This window comes from Yoonia vestfoldensis DSM 16212 (assembly GCF_000382265.1).
GTDB lineage: Bacteria > Pseudomonadota > Alphaproteobacteria > Rhodobacterales > Rhodobacteraceae > Yoonia > Yoonia vestfoldensis.
Genome location: NZ_KB907975.1, coordinates 193,982 through 210,349, shown reverse-complemented (window position 1 = coordinate 210,349; position 16,368 = coordinate 193,982). Strand labels below are relative to the sequence as shown.

The window sequence follows — 16,368 nt, the reverse complement described above, 5'->3', positions numbered from 1 at the left end:
CTTTGTCGTTGTGGCCGTTTTGCGCTGGCACCGACCCAAACGGTGATTTAGGAATGTCGCGATGTGTCATTTCACTACAGGGGATCGGATAGAATGGCGAAAATTACCTATGTCGAATATGGCGGCAAGGAACATGTGGTCGATGTGGCCAACGGGCTGACCGTCATGGAAGGCGCGCGCGACAACGGCATTCCGGGGATCGAGGCCGATTGCGGCGGGGCCTGCGCCTGTTCGACCTGCCATGTCTATGTCGATGACGCCTGGGTGGACAAACTGCCCGCCAAGGACGCGATGGAAGACGACATGCTCGATTTCGCCTTCAAGCCCGACCCTGTCAAATCGCGCCTGACCTGCCAGTTGAAGGTGAGCGATGCGCTGGACGGCCTGCGCGTGCAGATGCCCGAAAAGCAGATCTGATGCGCGCCTGCCTGCTGGCCTTGGTGGTTTTTCCGGGGCTGGCGCAGGCGCAGTCCATCAGTGATGCGCGGCTGACCGGCCCGACCGACCGCTATCCGCACGGTGTTCTTGGTGACCCGAGCGAGCATGACACGCTGCAAGTCACGCTGTCGGACGGCACGCGGCTTTCTGCGCGCTGGCCCGCGCCGATGGTGTTCGAGGACACAAGCCCCCGTGTCGTTGATCTGAACGGCGATGGTGCGCCCGAGGTGATCGTTGTCCAAAGCCACGAAAACCTTGGCGCGCAGATGGCGGTCTGGGGCCTGCGCGACGGGGCCTTGGTGCCGCTGGTCGCCGGTCCGCATATCGGCACGCGGTTCCGCTGGATGGCGGTGGCCGGTGCCGCCGATCTGGACGGTGACGGCGCGATGGAGGCCGCCTATGTCGACCGGCCGCATCTGGCGCGCGAACTGGTCGTGGTGCGTGTGAGGCAGGAGGGCGGGGCGTGGTCCTTGCGCGAAATCGCCCGCACCCCCGGCCTGACCAACCACCGCATCGGAGAGACCGACATCGCCGGAGGCATCCGCGATTGCGGGCAAGGACCGGAAATCATCACCGCGAATGCCGATTGGTCAAGAATCATCGCGACACGATTGCAGGATGGCAGCTTGCAGCAGACCGATATCGGGCAACACGACGATAGAGCCAGTTTCGCCACAGCCCTGCGCTGCGATCCGTTGCCCGATTAATCCAGCGCCGAGACGACCGCGATCAGCAGCGCGACCTCGACCAGTTGCTGTGTCGCGCCAAGGATATCGCCTGTCTGACCACCGATCTTGGCCCGCGCGATCACCACCCAAAGCACAGCGATCACCGTTGCCACCATCACCAGCCCCACGTGGCCCGTGATCAGCGCCAGACCCGCGCCGATGCCGACAGCCACCCATGCGACGCGCGGTGCAGGCCGCCCGACCGCATGGCTCAACCCGCCATCACGCGCATGGGGCAGGGCGGCCATGACGCCCACCATTGCCGCACGGCTGACCGCCGCGACGACGACCAGCACCAGCGCAAAGTCCCCGGCACCCGCGATAAGCCCTAGCGCCGTCCAGCGCAGCCCCAGCGTCAGCACCAGCGCGATTACGCCGTAAGTGCCGATATGGCTGTCCTTCATGATCGCCAACCTGCGGGCCTTGTCCCAGCCGCCCCAAAGACCGTCGATACTGTCGGCCAGCCCGTCCTCGTGCATCGCGCCCGTCAGGGTGACCGCCAGTGCCAGCACCAGCGCCGCCGTGATCGCGGCAGGCACGCCAAGCCAGAGCAGTCCCCCCATCGCCAGCGCCTGCAACCCACCCACGACAACGCCTGCCAGTGGATAGGCCCAGACCGCCGCAGCACCCCGTGCCGTCGCCGCAGCACCATCGACCGGCACCGGCAACCGCGTCAAAAGTCCCAAAGCGGCGGGCAGGTCGATCGCGGCAAAAAGGCGATTGTCGGGATTGGTCAACGGTTTGCCCCTTGCGGCTCTTTTCATCTCTGGCGTGATCGTTAGACAGTCGGGACATGTTACGCAACGAGGACCTGATGACCGCCCCTTTCACCACCCTTGCCGATTTCCGCGCGATCTTTGCCGATCTGACCGCCCCCGACGCCAATGCCATCGCCGGTGCGACCGACCGCAACGGCCAGTTGACCAAACCGCAGGGGGCCTTGGGGCGATTGGAGGATCTGGCGATCTGGTACGCAGGCTGGCGCAATGACCCGCGCCCCACAATCCGCGCCCCGCAAGTCATCATCTTTGCGGGCAACCATGGTGTCTGCGCGCAGGGCGTATCGGCCTTTCCGCCGGAAGTGACCGTGCAGATGGTCGCGAATTTCGAACATGGCGGGGCGGCGATCAACCAGCTGTCCAAGGCGGCAGGTGCGCGGATGGATGTGCATGCGCTGTCGCTCGACACTCCCACGGCCGATTTCACCAAGGCCCCAGCGATGACGGAAGCTGAGCTGGTCAGCGCCTTGCAAACAGGCTGGAACGCGGTCGACCCGCAGTCCGATCTGCTGGTCACAGGCGAAATGGGGATCGGCAACACCACATCGGCGGCCGCCCTTGCAGCGGCCTTGTTCGGCGGCACGGGGGCCGATTGGGCGGGGCGGGGCACCGGCGTCGATGACGCGGGCCTTGCGCGCAAGGTGGCGGCGGTCGATGCGGGGCTGGCCTTGCACGACACCAGTGACACGCTGGAGGCGCTGCGCTGCCTCGGCGGGCGCGAGATTGCGGCGATGGCGGGTGCGATGGCCGCCGCACGGGCGCACCGGATTCCCGTGATCCTTGACGGGTTCATCTGTTCGGCAGCGGCGGGTGTATTGCACAAGCTGCACCCCACCGCCCTCGACCACGCTGTCGCGGGGCATCTAAGCGTCGAAGGCGCGCATCAAAACTTGCTCGATGCCTTGGGCAAACAGCCCCTGTTGTCGCTGGGCCTGCGCCTGGGCGAAGGCTCGGGTGCGGCGCTGGCGATCACCATCCTGCAAGGCGCCGTCGCCTGCCATTCCGGGATGGCGACCTTTGCCGAGGCCGGTGTGGCAGCGGGTTAAACCGGCAGGGGCGCGTCGGGCTTGACGCGCTCCATCACGATCTGGCTCTGCACGCGGCTGACGGCGGGATGCGGCAGCAACACCTGCTGCACCAGCGTGTTCAGCGCGGCCAGATTGGCGCAATAGATGCGCAAAAGATAATCCGCCTCGCCCGTCAGGGTCCAAGCACCGACGATTTCGGGGCGTGTGCGGGTCATGCGCACGAAGTCGCGCGCGTTCTGTTCAGTATGGGTGGCCATGACGACCTGCATGAACGCCTCGACCGCAAGGCCCAGCATTTCGGGGTTCAGGGTCGCGCGATAACCCGCGATATAACCTTCGGCCTCCAGCCGTTGCCGCCTGCGTCCGGCCTGCGAGGGCGACATGTTCAGCGCATCGCCCAGATCTTGCGCCGTCAGCGTTGAATCGCGTTGCAGCGCGGCCAGGAGTTTCAGGTCGGCAGGGTCGAGTGTCATGCGTGATTCCCGCGTCATGGTGGCAAAAGATGCACCATATCCGCATGAATACGGCCAAAAGTCCATGACCTTGGCGCAAAACCGCAGGTTCGTTGCGGTACACTTGTGGAAACCAGCAAGGAGACATGCACATGGGCCCTTTCCCGCACAACGCCCCCAAGGCCGTGATCAGCGCCGCAAACCCCGCAGGCACGGACGGTTTCGCCTTTGTCGAATTCGCGCATCCCGAACCGCTGGTACTGCGCGATCTTTTCGCCAAGATGGGCTATCAGCACACGGCCACGCACAAGACCAAGGCCATCGAGCTGTGGCAGCAAGGCGACATCACCTATATCCTGAACATGGAACCCGGCAGCCATGCGGCGGCGTTCATCGAAGAACACGGGCCCTGCGCCCCGTCGATGGGCTGGCGCGTTGTCGATGCGCAGCATGCCTATGACCATGCGGTCAGCAAAGGCGCGACCCCTTATGATGGGGCTGGCAAGACCATGGATGTGCCCGCGATCGTCGGCATCGGCGGCAGCCTGATTTATTTCATCGACCAGTATTACGACATCAACCCCTACAACGCGGAATTCGACTGGGTTGCGGATGCTCATCCGGCGGGCGTGGGGTTCTACTACCTCGACCATCTGACGCATAACGTCCACAAGGGGAACATGGACAAATGGTTCGCTTTTTACGGCGATCTGTTCAACTTCCGCGAAATCCGGTTTTTCGATATCGCGGGCAAATTCACGGGGCTGTTGTCGCGCGCGCTGACGTCCCCCTGCGGGCGCATCCGCATCCCCATCAACGAGGATCGCGGCGAGACGGGGCAGATCGTCGAATACCTGCGGCGTTATAACGGCGAAGGCATCCAGCATATCGCGGTCGGCGCGCAGGATCTTTACGACGCGACCGATGCGATTGCGGAACAAGGGATCAGGTTTATGCCCAAACCCCCCGCCGCTTATTATGAGTTGAGCAAGACCCGCGTGGTCGGCCATGACGAACCGCTGGACCGGATGATGAAACACGGCATCCTGATCGACGGCGAAGGCGTGGTGGACGGCGGCGAAACCCGCATCCTGCTGCAAATCTTCAGCAAGACGGTGATCGGGCCCATCTTTTTCGAATTCATCCAGCGCAAGGGCGATGACGGCTTTGGCGAAGGCAACTTCAAAGCGCTGTTCGAAAGCATCGAGGCTGACCAGATCGCACGCGGTGTTCTGAAGGCCAGTTAACCCTGCGGGATCTGCAACGCGTAGGTCGTGCCGCGCTTGACATAGTTGAGCGCGCTTTCCCCGATCGCCGTGACCTGCCCGCCGTCAAGCTCGCTGCCGACCTGCACCCGGATCAACTGCCCGTTGCCAAGCCGGACCAGCGCGCGCCGTGCGCTTGGCTGGCCAAAGACACCGATCAGGTTGATATCACGCAGCCTAATCGCGCTTTCCTGTGTCGCGGCGCGTGCGACGCCACCCGGCACAGGCTCGTAATTCTGTGGGGCGACGGGCGCTGCGGCCTGCACTTGCGGCTGTGGGGCAGGTGCCGCTGGCGCTGCGGCCACGGCGGCTGGCGCTGGCGCTGCCTGTTGGCGATTGCGGACCGATGCGACGACGCGATCAAAATTGACGGGCCTGCTGGTCGGGCGCAACGATGTGGCAACCGCGAATGCAGATGCCGTCATGCGCGGGTCCGGCTCTGCCAAGGCGATGCCACCCAACACGGCTGTGACCTCGTTTGCGTTGTTTGCGAAAGCCGGAAGCGCGGGCCGGGCCTGTGGTCGGATCGCACCGGGCGGCGGCGCAAGGTCAAGTGCCGCGTCCGGTCCGCCTGCACCGGCCTGCAATCCCGCCAGCGAAACACCGCCAGGTGTGGCGTCATCGACAGATGCCGTGTCCGCGGCAAGATCGGGCCGCAGCGGCGGCACGACGGGCGGGCGTCCGGGGATCACGACGACATCAACCAGTGGATCATCGACGGCTGTCTGGGTTGATGCAGCGTCCGCCTCGGCAGTCGCGACCGGCGGGTCTATCGGCAGGACCTCATCCTCGGCCACGGCGGTTTCATCCGCAGCCGTGACGGGCCTTGCGCGGAAGGGCAGATCGGGCAGTCCGGCATAAACCACGGCGCCATCTGGGGTCAGCGCGCCTTCGGGGGTGGCCCGCACGAAGCCGTCTTCATCAAGGTCGAACACCGCATCGGCCGCCGGAGGGTCCGCGAGCGGGACAAATCCCAGATCCGTCGCAAGCACTTCAAGCGATGGCAGCGCGGGGACGGTCATGCGGTCGGGGGCGGCACTACTGACGGGCCAGATCACATCGTCGGTTGCGATATTCGGCGGCAGATCGACAAAACGCGGCGGGCGCTGCCAGACGCCTGTCGCGGCATAGGCGGCCTCGGCGGCATCGGCGCTCAGCACGCCGCCTGACGCTGCGGTCTCGGTCGGCGTTGCGGCAGCCGGTGCAGGGTCTACGGCGATGATCGGGCTGTCAACATTGGCGCTGGTCAAGGGCACTGGCGCTACGCTGGCGGTCACAGCCGTGTCGCTGGCTGGCAGGTCGTTTTCGAACTGGCGTTGCCGGGGCGACGCGATGGCGATGTCGATGACAGCCGGGGCGGGTGTCGTTTCGGCAGTGGCTTGTGTCTGCACGGCAGACGCGGGTGTCGTGACGGTCACGGGCCCCGATTGCATCCACCAGAAAAAGCCCAAGGCGACAAGGCTTGCCGCAATCGCACCCGGCACGGCAAAGGACCGGGCAGGGCCGGCGGCGATGGCCTTTGGCTGGACCGCCATGACGCCACCCAGCACCAGAGGCTTGGGCGATCCGGGGGCCGGAACGGCGATCAGCGGAACTTCGGTTTGTGTCGCGGGCAGGTGATGTTCGGCAATGATCGGGTCCAGATGCGCGGGCGCGGAAGGCGTTGCCGTCCCCAGCACCATCCGCATGATGACAGCCGCCACAGGGTCGGGCGCGCGGGGTGCGTGATATTCCGCGATGATCCGGTCGCAAAGGGGCGCTTGCGGCTTTGCCGATAGGGCGGGCGCGACGCTTTCGGACGGGTCGAGCACGAGCAGATGCGACTTGATCCGCGTGCCGACAAGCGTGACCGGCACGCTGTCGCGCGCCACGGTGACGCCTGGCCCGAGGATGCGGGACGCCACAGAGGTGGGCCCGAAGAATATTTCCTGACCAAAGGTCACAGGGTCGGGCACCGCGACAAAGGCTATCGGATTGAACCCATGCGCATGGGCGAAATCCTCGGCCTCGCGCAGGGTCTCGCGCGCAACGGCGGCAATGTGGGTGCGCCCGCCGGACCGTTCGAAATCAATCGCCAGTTCATCCAGCGCATAGGGCGTCGCACCGTCCAGCGCTGCGGTGATGTCGGCCAGCGTCGTTTGCGCGGTCTCGATGGTCAGGTATTTCACCTGTTCCATGGGGATCACGAGCTTGGTGTGAAATCCGTCCGGCGCGAGCGCCTGCCCTTTGGCGCGCAGATCGGCCAGTTCCGCCGCAATGTCGGTGGACAGCAGCGACGCCGTGCCGACACGCCGCCAGCCGCTGTCGATACGTTGCAGCAGATCAATGCCTGCAAGGGAAAGCGAAAGAGCGAAATTGATTGTCATAAGCCGCGTCTAGCAGGTTGTAGGTCGCATCTGAACGCCTTTGCGTCCATGCCAGAACCCTATAGCAAAATCCCGCCCAGGCCAAGGGCTTGGGCGGGACGCGGTGTCAACCGACCGCCTTGGCCAAAGCCTGATCCAGATCGGCGATCAGGTCTTTGGCATCTTCGATCCCGATGGACAGCCGCACGATGTTCGGGCCTGCCCCCGCGGCCTTTTGCTGCTCTGGCGTCAACTGCCGGTGCGTCGTGCTGGCCGAATGGATCACGAGCGAGCGTGTGTCCCCAAGGTTAGCCACATGGCTGAATATCTCCAGACTATCGACCAGCTTGACGCAGGCGTCATAGCCGCCCTTGACGGCGATGGTGAACAAAGCCCCCGCACCCTTGGGGCAGATCTTGGGCACCAGATGCGCATAGGGCGAACTGTCGAGGCCCGCGTAGGTGACGTAATCCACGCGGGGATCGGCCTCCAGCCATTTGGCGATGGTCTGCGCGTTCTGCACATGGCGGTCCATGCGCAAGGACAGCGTTTCGATCCCCATCAGCGTGTAATGTGCGGCTTGCGGGTTCATCGTCATGCCCAGATCGCGCAGACCGATGGCGATGCCGTGGAAAGTATAGGCAAGCGGGCCGAAGGTTTCGGCAAAGGTCAGCCCGTGATAGGCGGGTTCGGGCTGCGACAGCGACGGGAACTTGTCATTCGCGCGCCAGTCGAACTTGCCGCTGTCGACGATGCAGCCGCCGGTGACTGTTCCATTGCCGGTCAGGTATTTCGTCGTCGAATGCACGACCAGCGTCGCGCCATGTTCGATCGGGCGGCAAAGATAGGGCGTCGCCGTCGTGTTATCCACGATCAGCGGGATACCCGCCGCATCCGAGATCGCGGAAATCGCGTCAAGATCGGTGATATGCCCGCCGGGATTGGCGATGGCTTCGCAGAACACCGCACGGGTGTCGTCGTCGATGGCGGCGGCGACAGCGGCATGGTCATCGAAATCGACGAATTTGGCCGACCAGCCGAAACGTTTGATCGTCTGGCTGAACTGTGTGACCGTGCCGCCATAAAGCCGGCTGGAGGCCACGATATTGCGCCCGGGCTGCATCAGCGGAAACAGCGCCATGATCTGGGCCGCGTGACCCGACGAACAGCACACACCGCCCACACCGCCTTCGAGCGTGGCGATGCGTTCCTGCAAGGCCGCAACCGTGGGGTTGGTCAGGCGCGAATAGATATAGCCGACCTCCTGTAGGTTGAAGAGCGCGGCTGCATGTTCGGCATCGCGGAACACATAGGCGGTGGTCTGGTAGATCGGCACCTGCCGCGCGCCGGTTGCAGGATCGGGCCGTGCGCCCGCATGGACCTGCAACGTGTCGAAACCGTAGGTGGGGGTGTCCGTCATTGTCTCTCTCCCTGTGGATTACTTGACAGAGGTTTAGGGGCAAAGCGGCAAGCCCACAACATCGCGGCGTGTGAAAAGAACGCGCGCGCTGCAGTCGCGCAGGCAACGGGGTGAATGTCCGCTGCCTGCCCATGCGCTGGGACAGCTGTTCTAGGGGTCTACCTGCCGTGTCGCCATAACGGCGCAGCCACGCCTGCGCGGATGTCCCTGCCACTGGCGGTGTTGCATCAGCCTGCAAGCCAGCATCGCGGCCTCTGCGGCCTCATCAGGACTTGCGCCAGCGCCGTGCCCTGCGGCGCCTTCGGGCGAGCTTGCAAAGGCCAGAAATCTGCCTGTCCGGTCAGCGGTGAACGCATGGAACAGGCTTTTCTGGCGGGCGTTCAGCGTGCCTTCAAAGGTGCCATCCCAATCTGGCGGGACCAGCCAGGCAAGGATGATGCAATCTCTTTCCGTTTGCGCACAGATGTTCAGCGCGTGGTTTTCGGCCTGCGCCAGTTCGCCGTATCCTTCGATCACATATTGAGAGTCCGGAAAGGCGCGGGGGATGGCCACCGCGCCAAAATGCTTCGCCTGCCAGGAGACTTGCGCGACCAGTCGCATCGCATCCTCGGCACCCTCGGCGGACAGACCCGCATCCGGGGCATAAAGCCAGACCCCGCCCGCCAAAGGCACGACAGGCGGCGGGGCCGGTTCCGAGACGACAGGTTCCGGCTCTGGCGTAACAGCGGGTTCAGGTGCGGCGGGCGGCGCGGGCGCGGGTGTCGCCGTCGGTGGTGGCACGTCGGCAGGGCCGATCGCCGGGGTCTCTTGCTCGATCGTACCAAGCCAGAGACCCGCTGCAATCAACCCAAGCGAGGTTGCGCCGCCGATCCATGCCCAAGGCTGCGCCATGCCGCGTTGTTATGCCTTGTCTTTGGTTTTTGGCGCAGCCTCGCCCGCAGGCAGGTCGGGCGCGGCCTTGTCTAATGGCGGCGTCGTGGCGGCGCTGTCCAGCACGCCGGTCACGCTGTCCATGGAAATGCCCAGTTCCTCGCCGATCTTGCGCAGGGCGGGCAGTTGCACGGCCATGCCCATGATGGAATCGAGCGCCTGATTGACGGGCGGTTTGTCGGACCCGCCTGACCCATTGCCCGACCCGTTGCCATTCAGGCCCGAAATCTGGTGGATGCGGATCGTGTCGATCTTTTCTGCGGGCTTGACCATTTCGGCCACGATGCCCGGCAGGGCCTGCAGACGCGCCAGTTCGATGCGCATCTTGACGATCTCGTCGCTGAGCACGTTTTCGGCACCCGCAAGTGCCTGATTGCCTTCGGCCTGCGCCAAAAGTTCGGCCTTGATCGCCTCGGCGCGGATCTTGATCGACTCTGCCTCGGCGCGGGCTTCTTCCAGACGGGCATTCGCGCGGTCTTCGGCGGCGGCGCGTTCGGCAGCGGCGGCAAGCCTGATCTTGGTCGCCTCGCGTTCGGCCTCGCGCGCGGCCTCGATCAGCGCGATCTGCTTGATCCGCTCGGCCTCGGCGACGGCGCGGGCGGTGATGATCGCCTCGGAGGCTTCGGCGGCTTCGGCGCGGGCGCGGTCGGCGCTGGCGCGCGCCTGGCTTTCCTTTTCGGACTTTTCGGCGACGATGATCTGGCGTTCCTGTTCGGCCACTTCCAGTGCGCGGTCGCGGTTGATCTCGGCGGCGCGGACCGACTGGTCGCGGGCGATTTCGGCGCTGCGGATCGATTCATCCTGCGCGATGCGGGCGCGTTCGATTTCGCGCTGGGCATCCGCACGGCGCTGCGCGATCTCGGATTCCTGCGCCGCGCGCAAGGTGGCGACCTCGGCCTCGCGGGCGATGCGGGCGGTCTGTTCGTCGCGGTCGATTTCCATTTTGGTGCGTTCGGCGTTCATGGCCGAGCGGCGGACATTCACATCGGCCTGCGCCTCGATCTCGGCGCGTTCCATCTTGGATTTCGCGATCACCTCGGCCAGCTTGCGCATCCCGACCGCGTTGAAGGCGTTGTTTTCATCCAGCGCCGCGAAAGGGGTCTGGTCAAGCGCCGTCAGCGACACCGATTCCAGCATCAGACCGTTTTTCAGCAAATCCTCGCTGACGGCACTTTGCACCTGCTGGACGAATTCGGCACGGCTTTCGTGCAATTCATCCATCGTCAGCTGGGCCGCCACCGCGCGCAGACCGTCGATCAGCTTGCCTTCGATCATCTCGCGCAGCTGGTCGATGTGGAAGGTGCGTTCGCCCAGGGTCTGTGCGGCGCGGCTGATGCCTTCTTCGTTGGCCATGACCGAGACGTAGAATTCCACCCCCACATCGACACGCATCCGGTCGCGCGTGATCATCGCGGCCTCGCCGTTGCGGGTGACCTCAAGGCGCAGCGTCTTCATGTTGACCTACCGGACTTCGTGCAGCAGCGGAATGACGATCGTGCCGCCATCCATGATGATCCGCTTGCCGCCCGAGCCTGTCTTGACGAGCGCGATTTCGCGCGTCGTGCGCCGGTACAGGCGGGCGATGATCAGGGCGGTCAAGACCAGAAGGCCCAGAATGACGCCGATGATGACCAGAAATTCGTTGAGAGGCATGTCGAAATCCTTTTCAGAGAGCAGCGGGGGGGGGGGAGTTAGATTTGGCTGAGCGCCACGATACGGAATTTGCCGCGTTCAGGGCCAAGCCTTACGCGCAGCACCAGCACGTCGGTCCCGGCGGGGATTTCGTCGTTGGCGTCAAGCGGTTCGGCGCGGATGAAATGGAAATTGCCGTAGCTATCCAGCACGCGGACCTCGGCGGGCGCGTTGCGCCGCGCGGTGCCTTGGCTGACCACGCCGTGACGCCGGTTCAACATCGCATCGGACCGCACCGAGGTTTCCGTTTTCGGGATAAGCCGCGCCAGCAACCCGCCATAGGCACGGGCGAACCACAGGCCGATCAGGCCCGCAGGCAGCACGGCGATCAGTGCAGGCAGCGGCGCGCCGATGCTCGTGTTCGTCACGCTTTGCAGCGTATAGCCCGACAGCCCGAACCCCGCCAGCAATGCTGCAAGCCAGATCAGAAACTGCACCTTGCCGATGCCCAAAGCCCCCGCAAGCCCTGTTCCAGGATCAGCCGGGGCCAGCGTGTCGCCTTGTCCAAGATCAAGATCGGCGGGATCGATGCCGCCTGTGTCGATCTTGTCCAGATCCGGCAGATCGCCAAGGTCGAAAGCGGGGTCGAAACCGGCGGGCGCGTCAAGATCGAGATCCTCGCCGCCGCTGCCCAGTACACTGCCCCCGAGCAGAAGAGCCACGATTTCCAGCACGAGCAGCCCCGCCAGCAGGCCCAAGGCGATCGAAAAAGGGACCACGGCGGGCGACAGCAGGAAATCAAGCATCGAGAGACCAGTTCAACGTCAGAGATGGGCAGCGCCGACAGCAAAAATGCTGACGTGGACAGGCTGCATGCAACCTCAGGAAACATCAATCCGGTTTCGCTGTCCGTAAAGAAGAATTAAGGCGCGCGGCGCAATGATGCCACGTTTCCCGCTTTGAATTCGCGCAACGCAAGGTGTAGATCACCCGCATATCAGTCAAGGAGACGCCAATGCCCGTGCCATTTCATTTCGCTTATCACGTCACCGATCTGGACGAGGCGCGCGCATTCTACACTGGCGCGCTGGGCGCCGTCGAAGGCCGGTCCACCGACACTTGGGTCGATTTCGATTTTTATGGCCATCAGTTGAGCCTGCATCTGGGCGAACCTTTTGCCAATGCCCCGACCGGCAAGGTGGGCGATCACATGGTGCCGATGCCGCATTTCGGTGTCGTGCTGCCGCTGGAGGACTGGACGCAGCTTGCGGGCCGTCTGGAAGAACGGCAGACCGATTTCATCCTCGCCCCCTCGGTGCGGTTCAAGGGCGAGCCGGGCGAGCAATGGACGATGTTCTTCCGCGACCCGTCCGGCAACCCGATTGAGATCAAGGGGTTCGCCGCGGAAAGTGGTGTCTTTGCAACCTGAGGCGGTCTGCATTGCTCACAGGCACGCGCGCGGCTAGGCTGCGGCGATAAGACGTGTTTGAAAGTTTACAGCATGGCCCGCGCTTTGGTCCGCACCAACCGTGATTACCGCCTGCTGCTGTCGGCCAGCGCGATGTCTAACCTCGGCGATGGGATCGCGATGGTCGCGCTGCCCTGGCTTGCGACCTTGTTGACAAGAGACCCGCTGCTGATTGCAGCGGTCGCCACGGCGCAAAGACTGCCTTGGCTCTTGTTCGCCTTGCCTGCGGGCGTCTGGACCGACCGCGCCGACCGGCGCTTGCTGATGATGCGCGCCGATCTGATGCGGATGGTCCTGATGCTTTTTATCGTGCTGATGGTGATGGCGCAGACCGGCTTGCCCTTGCCGGAAGGCGCAGGGACGACCGTGATCCTGTCGCTGATCCTGATCGCCTTCCTGTTCGGCTCGACCGAGGTGGTGCGCGACAATGCGGCCCAGACAATCCTGCCGTCCATCGTCGCCCACGCCGATCTGGAACGCGCGAACGGCCAGATGTGGAGCGCCGAACAGATCACCGGCCAGTTCATCGGGCCGCCCCTTGCGGGACTGCTAATCGCAGCATCGGTGCTGTGGCCTTTCGGGGTCGATGCGTCGATCTATGCGCTGTCCGCCGTCCTGATCTGGATGATCGCGTTGCCGTCGCGCGGTGCCGTGGTTGCGGTGCCTTTCTGGGCAGCGCTGCGCGAGGGGTTGGGATGGATGCGGCACAATCCCGTGATCCTGCGACTGGCGATCATGCTGGGGGCCATCAACGCTGTGTTTATTGGCGGCCTGACCATTCTGGTGCTTTACGCCCAAGAGGTGCTGGGCCTCTCCGCGACTGGATACGGCCTGCTGCTGACCTTCGGTGCGATGGGCGGAGTGGTTGGCGGGCTTGTTGCGCCGACCGTCGCGAAACGATTGGGGATGCGGCGCAGCCTTTTGGTGGCACTTGTCGGGTTCATCATGGTGAATCTGATGATCGGCCTTTTCGGATCGGCATTCATGGTCGCCCTTGCGTTGTTCTTCGAAGCGGCGGCAGGCATGTTATGGAACGTTGTGACGGTCAGTTACCGTCAGCGGCTCATCCCCGACCATCTGCTGGGCCGCGTGAACGCGGTCTACAGGTTCTTTGGCTGGGGTGCGATGCCGTTCGGAGCCATGGGCGCGGGCGTATTGGTCACAGTCTTGACGCCCGTACTGGGGCGGAACGAAGCGCTTCACACGCCCTATCTTTTTGCCGCAGCGGTCTGTGGGCTGTTGACGATCTATGCGATGATGCGCCTGCGCTTTGACTAGGCCATACAGCGCAATCGCCCGCGTCACGCTGATCTCGCATGACCTGCCTAGATTGCCAGCACACCGGCGGCGCGAGCCGAGTCTGGGTCGGCCCGGAGGGAACCCGAACGCCTGTGTCGGGTTAGATCGAGGCCACCTTGGCAAAAATCAATGAGACAGAAGAATGCTGCACGAAATCTGGACGGCCATCATCGGCGAATTTTCTGACCTGCCGGATGTCGCCACGATCACCATCATCACTCTGCGCCTTTTGCTTGCCGCGATCCTCGGCGGCATTCTGGGCTATGAGCGTGAGCGCAAGGCGCGCAGCGCGGGCGTGCGGACGCATATGCTCGTCGCGGTGGGTGCGACGCTGTTCGTCATCGGCCCGATGCAGGCCGGCATGCCGATCGAGGACATGTCACGCGTCCTGCAAGGCATCGTTCAGGGCATCGGTTTTCTGGGCGCGGGCGCCATCATCGTGCGGTCGTCGCGCCATCAGGTCGAGGGGCTGACGACGGCGGCAAGCATCTGGGCGACCGCTGGTATCGGCATTATCTGCGGGCTGGGCCTCGAGGCGACGGCGATCCTGTCGACAGCGGTCGTTCTGGTTATCCTTGCGGTGATGCCAATCGTTGCGCCGCGCGTCCCACGCGGGACCGGCCAGAGCGATGATTTGCAGAACTAGGAAAAGCGCGCCCCAGCTGTGGCGGCTTCACTGACGGTCTGGTCCACGTCTTGCGCGACGACATTCGGGCCACCGACGGCCTGCTGGGTCATCAAGGACTTCATGTCGCGGACGCGGCAACAACGCCGCCTGCGCCGCGTGGTTGCTGAACGCGCGTGGAACAATCACCTGACCGGGGCGTTCAAAGTCGCAAGGGGCTTGAAGAACAGCCCTGCACCGCAGACGAGAGGCTTTTCCATGGACAGGATTTATTGCGGCCCGCCGCCGCTTCCCGATCAGCTATGGACAAGCTGGAACTTTGATCCGCCGCTGCTGGTGGCTTTGGCCGTGATGGCCTGGCTGTTGCGGCGCAATCCTGCGGGGATTGCGGCGGTTTTCGTGCTGGTTGTGGCCTTTGTCTCGCCGCTCTGCGCGCTGTCTGCCGCATTGTTTTCGGCGCGGGTCGTGCATCATGTGTTGCTGGTCGCGGTGGCCGCCCCCCTGCTGGGCTGGGTCTTTCGCGGCAGGTTCCGGTCCGGTCCGGGGTTGTCGTTTGGTGTTGCGACGGCGGTGCTCTGGGGCTGGCACCTGCCTGCGGCCTATGACGCGGCGCTGTCGCATGTCGCGGTCTATTGGGTGATGCAGATTTCGCTGCTGGCAAGTGCTGTCTGGTTTTGGCGGGTGGTGTTCGCCCGCGACGGCGCGCCGGTGCTGCAACTGGTCTATATCATCGCCAACTTTGGCCAGATGGGGCTGTTGGGCGCGATCCTGACCTTTGCACCCTCGGCGCTTTACGATGTCCATGCTGTTGCCCCGTTCGACTGGGGCATGAGCCCGCTGCGCGACCAGCAACTGGGCGGGCTGATCATGTGGGTGCCTGCGGGCCTGCCCTATGCGGTGGCGGCCGTTGTCATGGCGCGCCAAAGCTGGACACGGCTGCGGGGTGATCTGTCGTGGTAGAGTGGCTCATGACGCTGGTCCCGATTTTCAAGTCGGTCCATATCGCGGCACTGCTGATCTGGTGCAGCGGCCTGCTGATCCTGCCGGTGATGCTGGCGCGGCATGAACCGGCGATTGGCGTCGATGATTACATCCATATACGGCGCGCGGCGCACATCACCTATACGCTTTGCGTGACACCTGCGGCGGTTGTCGCGGTGATCGCGGGGACCTGGCTGATCTTTCTGCGCGAGGTTTTCGTGCCGTGGTTTTACGCCAAGATGGTCTTTGTCGCCATACTGGTCGCCTTGCACGCGTGGATCGGGCACATCCTTGTGCTGACCGCCGAGGAGCCGACCGAACACACGCCACCATCCCCGGTGATCCCGACAGGGGGTGTGCTGCTGGCGGTCATTGCGATCCTGTGTCTGGTGCTGGCCAAGCCTGCGGCGGACTGGCTTGTGATGCCGGACTGGCTGCTTGAGCCGCGCGGCTACGATTTCCCCTTCGATGTGCCCAGTTGATAGTCAAAGACGAGCTTGCCGCCATGCCAACCTGTGAACATCACCATCAGCACGCACAGCCCCGACAGCAGGATGCCGTAGGGCAGCACGGCCGTCTCGTAGCCAGACAGCCGGTGACCCCAATTCGCCCCCAGTGCGGCCAGCAGCGTGACCGCGATGATGAAATGCGTCCACGCGGGTGCGCGGGCGCGGATGCCCGAAACGAGCAGCAATTCGGCTGTCCCCGAGATGCCCGCGACCATGCCCAGCAAAAACCCAGTGCCCGCCGCCCAGACCGCGGCTCGCGCCCAGAAGATATCGCCCGTCAGCCAATAGAACACATCCGCGCCGAAAGTGCAGAAGGTCAGCGCGACGGGAAAGGCAACGCTCATCGCGTGGATCGGGTGGCCTGCAAGCGCGATCCGCGATTCCGTCTTGTTGAAATCCGGCAATGCGCCGATCGGGTCGATCAATTCGTCCGCTTCGGTTTCGACTTTGTCTTCAGGCATGGGTCATT

Annotated in this window: 18 protein-coding genes; 9 read left to right on the top strand and 9 right to left on the bottom strand. The window is 64.1% G+C overall.

What is annotated here, in order from left to right:
* The first annotated feature begins 93 nt into the window (after window positions 1–93).
* Complete coding sequence (locus H147_RS0104355) at window positions 94–417, top strand: 2Fe-2S iron-sulfur cluster-binding protein (RefSeq protein ID WP_019954127.1); 324 nt, start codon at window positions 94–96, stop codon at window positions 415–417.
* Window positions 417–1,145, top strand: coding sequence for an FG-GAP repeat domain-containing protein (locus tag H147_RS0104350; RefSeq protein ID WP_019954126.1), 729 nt, complete (start codon window positions 417–419; stop codon window positions 1,143–1,145). Before H147_RS0104355 ends, H147_RS0104350 begins: the two co-directional genes overlap by 1 nt.
* On the opposite strand, the gene H147_RS0104345 is transcribed toward H147_RS0104350, so the two are convergent.
* Window positions 1,142–1,930: an adenosylcobinamide-GDP ribazoletransferase gene (locus H147_RS0104345; RefSeq protein WP_019954125.1), complete on the bottom strand. Its 789-nt coding sequence runs from the start codon at window positions 1,928–1,930 to the stop codon at window positions 1,142–1,144. The genes H147_RS0104350 and H147_RS0104345 overlap by 4 nt on opposite strands.
* A gap of 50 nt (window positions 1,931–1,980) precedes the next feature.
* Between H147_RS0104345 and cobT the strand changes: the two genes are divergently transcribed.
* Window positions 1,981–2,991 (top strand): nicotinate-nucleotide--dimethylbenzimidazole phosphoribosyltransferase, encoded by a 1,011-nt coding sequence (gene cobT / locus H147_RS0104340; protein ID WP_026352247.1) that lies wholly within the window; start codon window positions 1,981–1,983, stop codon window positions 2,989–2,991.
* Here the strand turns inward: cobT and H147_RS0104335 are convergent.
* Window positions 2,988–3,446 (bottom strand): Lrp/AsnC family transcriptional regulator, encoded by a 459-nt coding sequence (locus H147_RS0104335; protein ID WP_026352246.1) that lies wholly within the window; start codon window positions 3,444–3,446, stop codon window positions 2,988–2,990. The genes cobT and H147_RS0104335 overlap by 4 nt on opposite strands.
* A 131-nt stretch (window positions 3,447–3,577) precedes the next feature.
* Here H147_RS0104335 and hppD point away from each other — a divergent pair, with 131 nt between their 5' ends.
* Window positions 3,578–4,672, top strand: a complete 1,095-nt coding sequence (gene hppD / locus H147_RS0104330) for a 4-hydroxyphenylpyruvate dioxygenase (RefSeq protein WP_019954122.1) — start codon at window positions 3,578–3,580, stop codon at window positions 4,670–4,672.
* Here the strand turns inward: hppD and H147_RS0104325 are convergent.
* The 6 genes from H147_RS0104325 to H147_RS0104305 form a co-directional block, all read right to left on the bottom strand.
* Window positions 4,669–7,056: a hypothetical protein gene (locus H147_RS0104325; protein WP_019954121.1), complete on the bottom strand. Its 2,388-nt coding sequence runs from the start codon at window positions 7,054–7,056 to the stop codon at window positions 4,669–4,671. The genes hppD and H147_RS0104325 overlap by 4 nt on opposite strands.
* A gap of 106 nt (window positions 7,057–7,162) precedes the next feature.
* Window positions 7,163–8,455 carry an O-acetylhomoserine aminocarboxypropyltransferase/cysteine synthase family protein gene (locus H147_RS0104320; protein ID WP_019954120.1) on the bottom strand — a complete coding sequence of 431 codons (1,293 nt, stop codon included), beginning with the start codon at window positions 8,453–8,455 and terminating at the stop codon, window positions 7,163–7,165.
* Between the two features lie 150 nt (window positions 8,456–8,605).
* Entirely contained in the window at window positions 8,606–9,346 is a 741-nt protein-coding gene (locus tag H147_RS20255) for a hypothetical protein (protein ID WP_019954119.1), read from the bottom strand.
* 9 nt (window positions 9,347–9,355) lie between these two features.
* The gene (locus H147_RS19300) at window positions 9,356–10,840 is read right to left on the bottom strand and encodes a flotillin family protein (RefSeq protein ID WP_019954118.1); all 1,485 of its coding nucleotides are present in this window, start codon (window positions 10,838–10,840) and stop codon (window positions 9,356–9,358) included.
* A gap of 6 nt (window positions 10,841–10,846) precedes the next feature.
* Window positions 10,847–11,038, bottom strand: coding sequence for a hypothetical protein (locus tag H147_RS21530; RefSeq protein WP_019954117.1), 192 nt, complete (start codon window positions 11,036–11,038; stop codon window positions 10,847–10,849).
* Between the two features lie 38 nt (window positions 11,039–11,076).
* Entirely contained in the window at window positions 11,077–11,823 is a 747-nt protein-coding gene (locus tag H147_RS0104305) for an OB-fold-containig protein (RefSeq protein ID WP_019954116.1), read from the bottom strand.
* Between the two features lie 209 nt (window positions 11,824–12,032).
* On the opposite strand from H147_RS0104305, the gene H147_RS0104300 reads away from it, so the two are divergent.
* From H147_RS0104300 to H147_RS0104275, 5 genes are all read left to right on the top strand, one after another.
* Window positions 12,033–12,446: a VOC family protein gene (locus tag H147_RS0104300; protein ID WP_019954115.1), complete on the top strand. Its 414-nt coding sequence runs from the start codon at window positions 12,033–12,035 to the stop codon at window positions 12,444–12,446.
* A 72-nt stretch (window positions 12,447–12,518) separates the two neighbouring features.
* Window positions 12,519–13,763: an MFS transporter gene (locus tag H147_RS0104295; RefSeq protein WP_019954114.1), complete on the top strand. Its 1,245-nt coding sequence runs from the start codon at window positions 12,519–12,521 to the stop codon at window positions 13,761–13,763.
* A gap of 163 nt (window positions 13,764–13,926) precedes the next feature.
* Complete coding sequence (locus H147_RS0104290; RefSeq protein WP_019954113.1) at window positions 13,927–14,430, top strand: MgtC/SapB family protein; 504 nt, start codon at window positions 13,927–13,929, stop codon at window positions 14,428–14,430.
* Window positions 14,431–14,667: 237 nt separating this feature from the next.
* The gene (locus tag H147_RS0104280) at window positions 14,668–15,369 is read left to right on the top strand and encodes a cytochrome c oxidase assembly protein (RefSeq protein ID WP_019954111.1); all 702 of its coding nucleotides are present in this window, start codon (window positions 14,668–14,670) and stop codon (window positions 15,367–15,369) included.
* Between the two features lie 8 nt (window positions 15,370–15,377).
* Complete coding sequence (locus H147_RS0104275; protein ID WP_019954110.1) at window positions 15,378–15,872, top strand: CopD family protein; 495 nt, start codon at window positions 15,378–15,380, stop codon at window positions 15,870–15,872.
* Here the strand turns inward: H147_RS0104275 and H147_RS0104270 are convergent.
* Window positions 15,842–16,360, bottom strand: coding sequence for a DUF2231 domain-containing protein (locus H147_RS0104270; RefSeq protein ID WP_019954109.1), 519 nt, complete (start codon window positions 16,358–16,360; stop codon window positions 15,842–15,844). The two genes, H147_RS0104275 and H147_RS0104270, sit on opposite strands and share 31 nt — an antisense overlap.
* Between the last annotated feature and the right edge of the window lie 8 nt (window positions 16,361–16,368).

Excerpts from the sequence above, each read along its gene's own strand:
- H147_RS0104305 (WP_019954116.1), bottom strand. The coding sequence starts at position 11,823 with ATGCTTGATTTCCTGCTGTCGCCCGCCGTGGTCCCTTTTTCGATCGCC.
- H147_RS21530 (WP_019954117.1), bottom strand. The coding sequence starts at position 11,038 with ATGCCTCTCAACGAATTTCTGGTCATCATCGGCGTCATTCTGGGCCTT.
- H147_RS0104355 (WP_019954127.1), top strand. The coding sequence starts at position 94 with ATGGCGAAAATTACCTATGTCGAATATGGCGGCAAGGAACATGTGGTC.
- H147_RS20255 (WP_019954119.1), bottom strand. The coding sequence starts at position 9,346 with ATGGCGCAGCCTTGGGCATGGATCGGCGGCGCAACCTCGCTTGGGTTG.
- H147_RS0104335 (WP_026352246.1), bottom strand. The coding sequence starts at position 3,446 with ATGACACTCGACCCTGCCGACCTGAAACTCCTGGCCGCGCTGCAACGC.
- H147_RS0104320 (WP_019954120.1), bottom strand. The coding sequence starts at position 8,455 with ATGACGGACACCCCCACCTACGGTTTCGACACGTTGCAGGTCCATGCG.
- H147_RS0104325 (WP_019954121.1), bottom strand. The coding sequence starts at position 7,056 with ATGACAATCAATTTCGCTCTTTCGCTTTCCCTTGCAGGCATTGATCTG.
- H147_RS0104275 (WP_019954110.1), top strand. The coding sequence starts at position 15,378 with ATGACGCTGGTCCCGATTTTCAAGTCGGTCCATATCGCGGCACTGCTG.
- H147_RS0104270 (WP_019954109.1), bottom strand. The coding sequence starts at position 16,360 with ATGCCTGAAGACAAAGTCGAAACCGAAGCGGACGAATTGATCGACCCG.
- H147_RS0104295 (WP_019954114.1), top strand. The coding sequence starts at position 12,519 with ATGGCCCGCGCTTTGGTCCGCACCAACCGTGATTACCGCCTGCTGCTG.
- hppD (WP_019954122.1), top strand. The coding sequence starts at position 3,578 with ATGGGCCCTTTCCCGCACAACGCCCCCAAGGCCGTGATCAGCGCCGCA.
- H147_RS0104345 (WP_019954125.1), bottom strand. The coding sequence starts at position 1,930 with ATGAAAAGAGCCGCAAGGGGCAAACCGTTGACCAATCCCGACAATCGC.
- cobT (WP_026352247.1), top strand. The coding sequence starts at position 1,981 with ATGACCGCCCCTTTCACCACCCTTGCCGATTTCCGCGCGATCTTTGCC.
- H147_RS0104280 (WP_019954111.1), top strand. The coding sequence starts at position 14,668 with ATGGACAGGATTTATTGCGGCCCGCCGCCGCTTCCCGATCAGCTATGG.
- H147_RS19300 (WP_019954118.1), bottom strand. The coding sequence starts at position 10,840 with ATGAAGACGCTGCGCCTTGAGGTCACCCGCAACGGCGAGGCCGCGATG.
- H147_RS0104350 (WP_019954126.1), top strand. The coding sequence starts at position 417 with ATGCGCGCCTGCCTGCTGGCCTTGGTGGTTTTTCCGGGGCTGGCGCAG.
- H147_RS0104290 (WP_019954113.1), top strand. The coding sequence starts at position 13,927 with ATGCTGCACGAAATCTGGACGGCCATCATCGGCGAATTTTCTGACCTG.
- H147_RS0104300 (WP_019954115.1), top strand. The coding sequence starts at position 12,033 with ATGCCCGTGCCATTTCATTTCGCTTATCACGTCACCGATCTGGACGAG.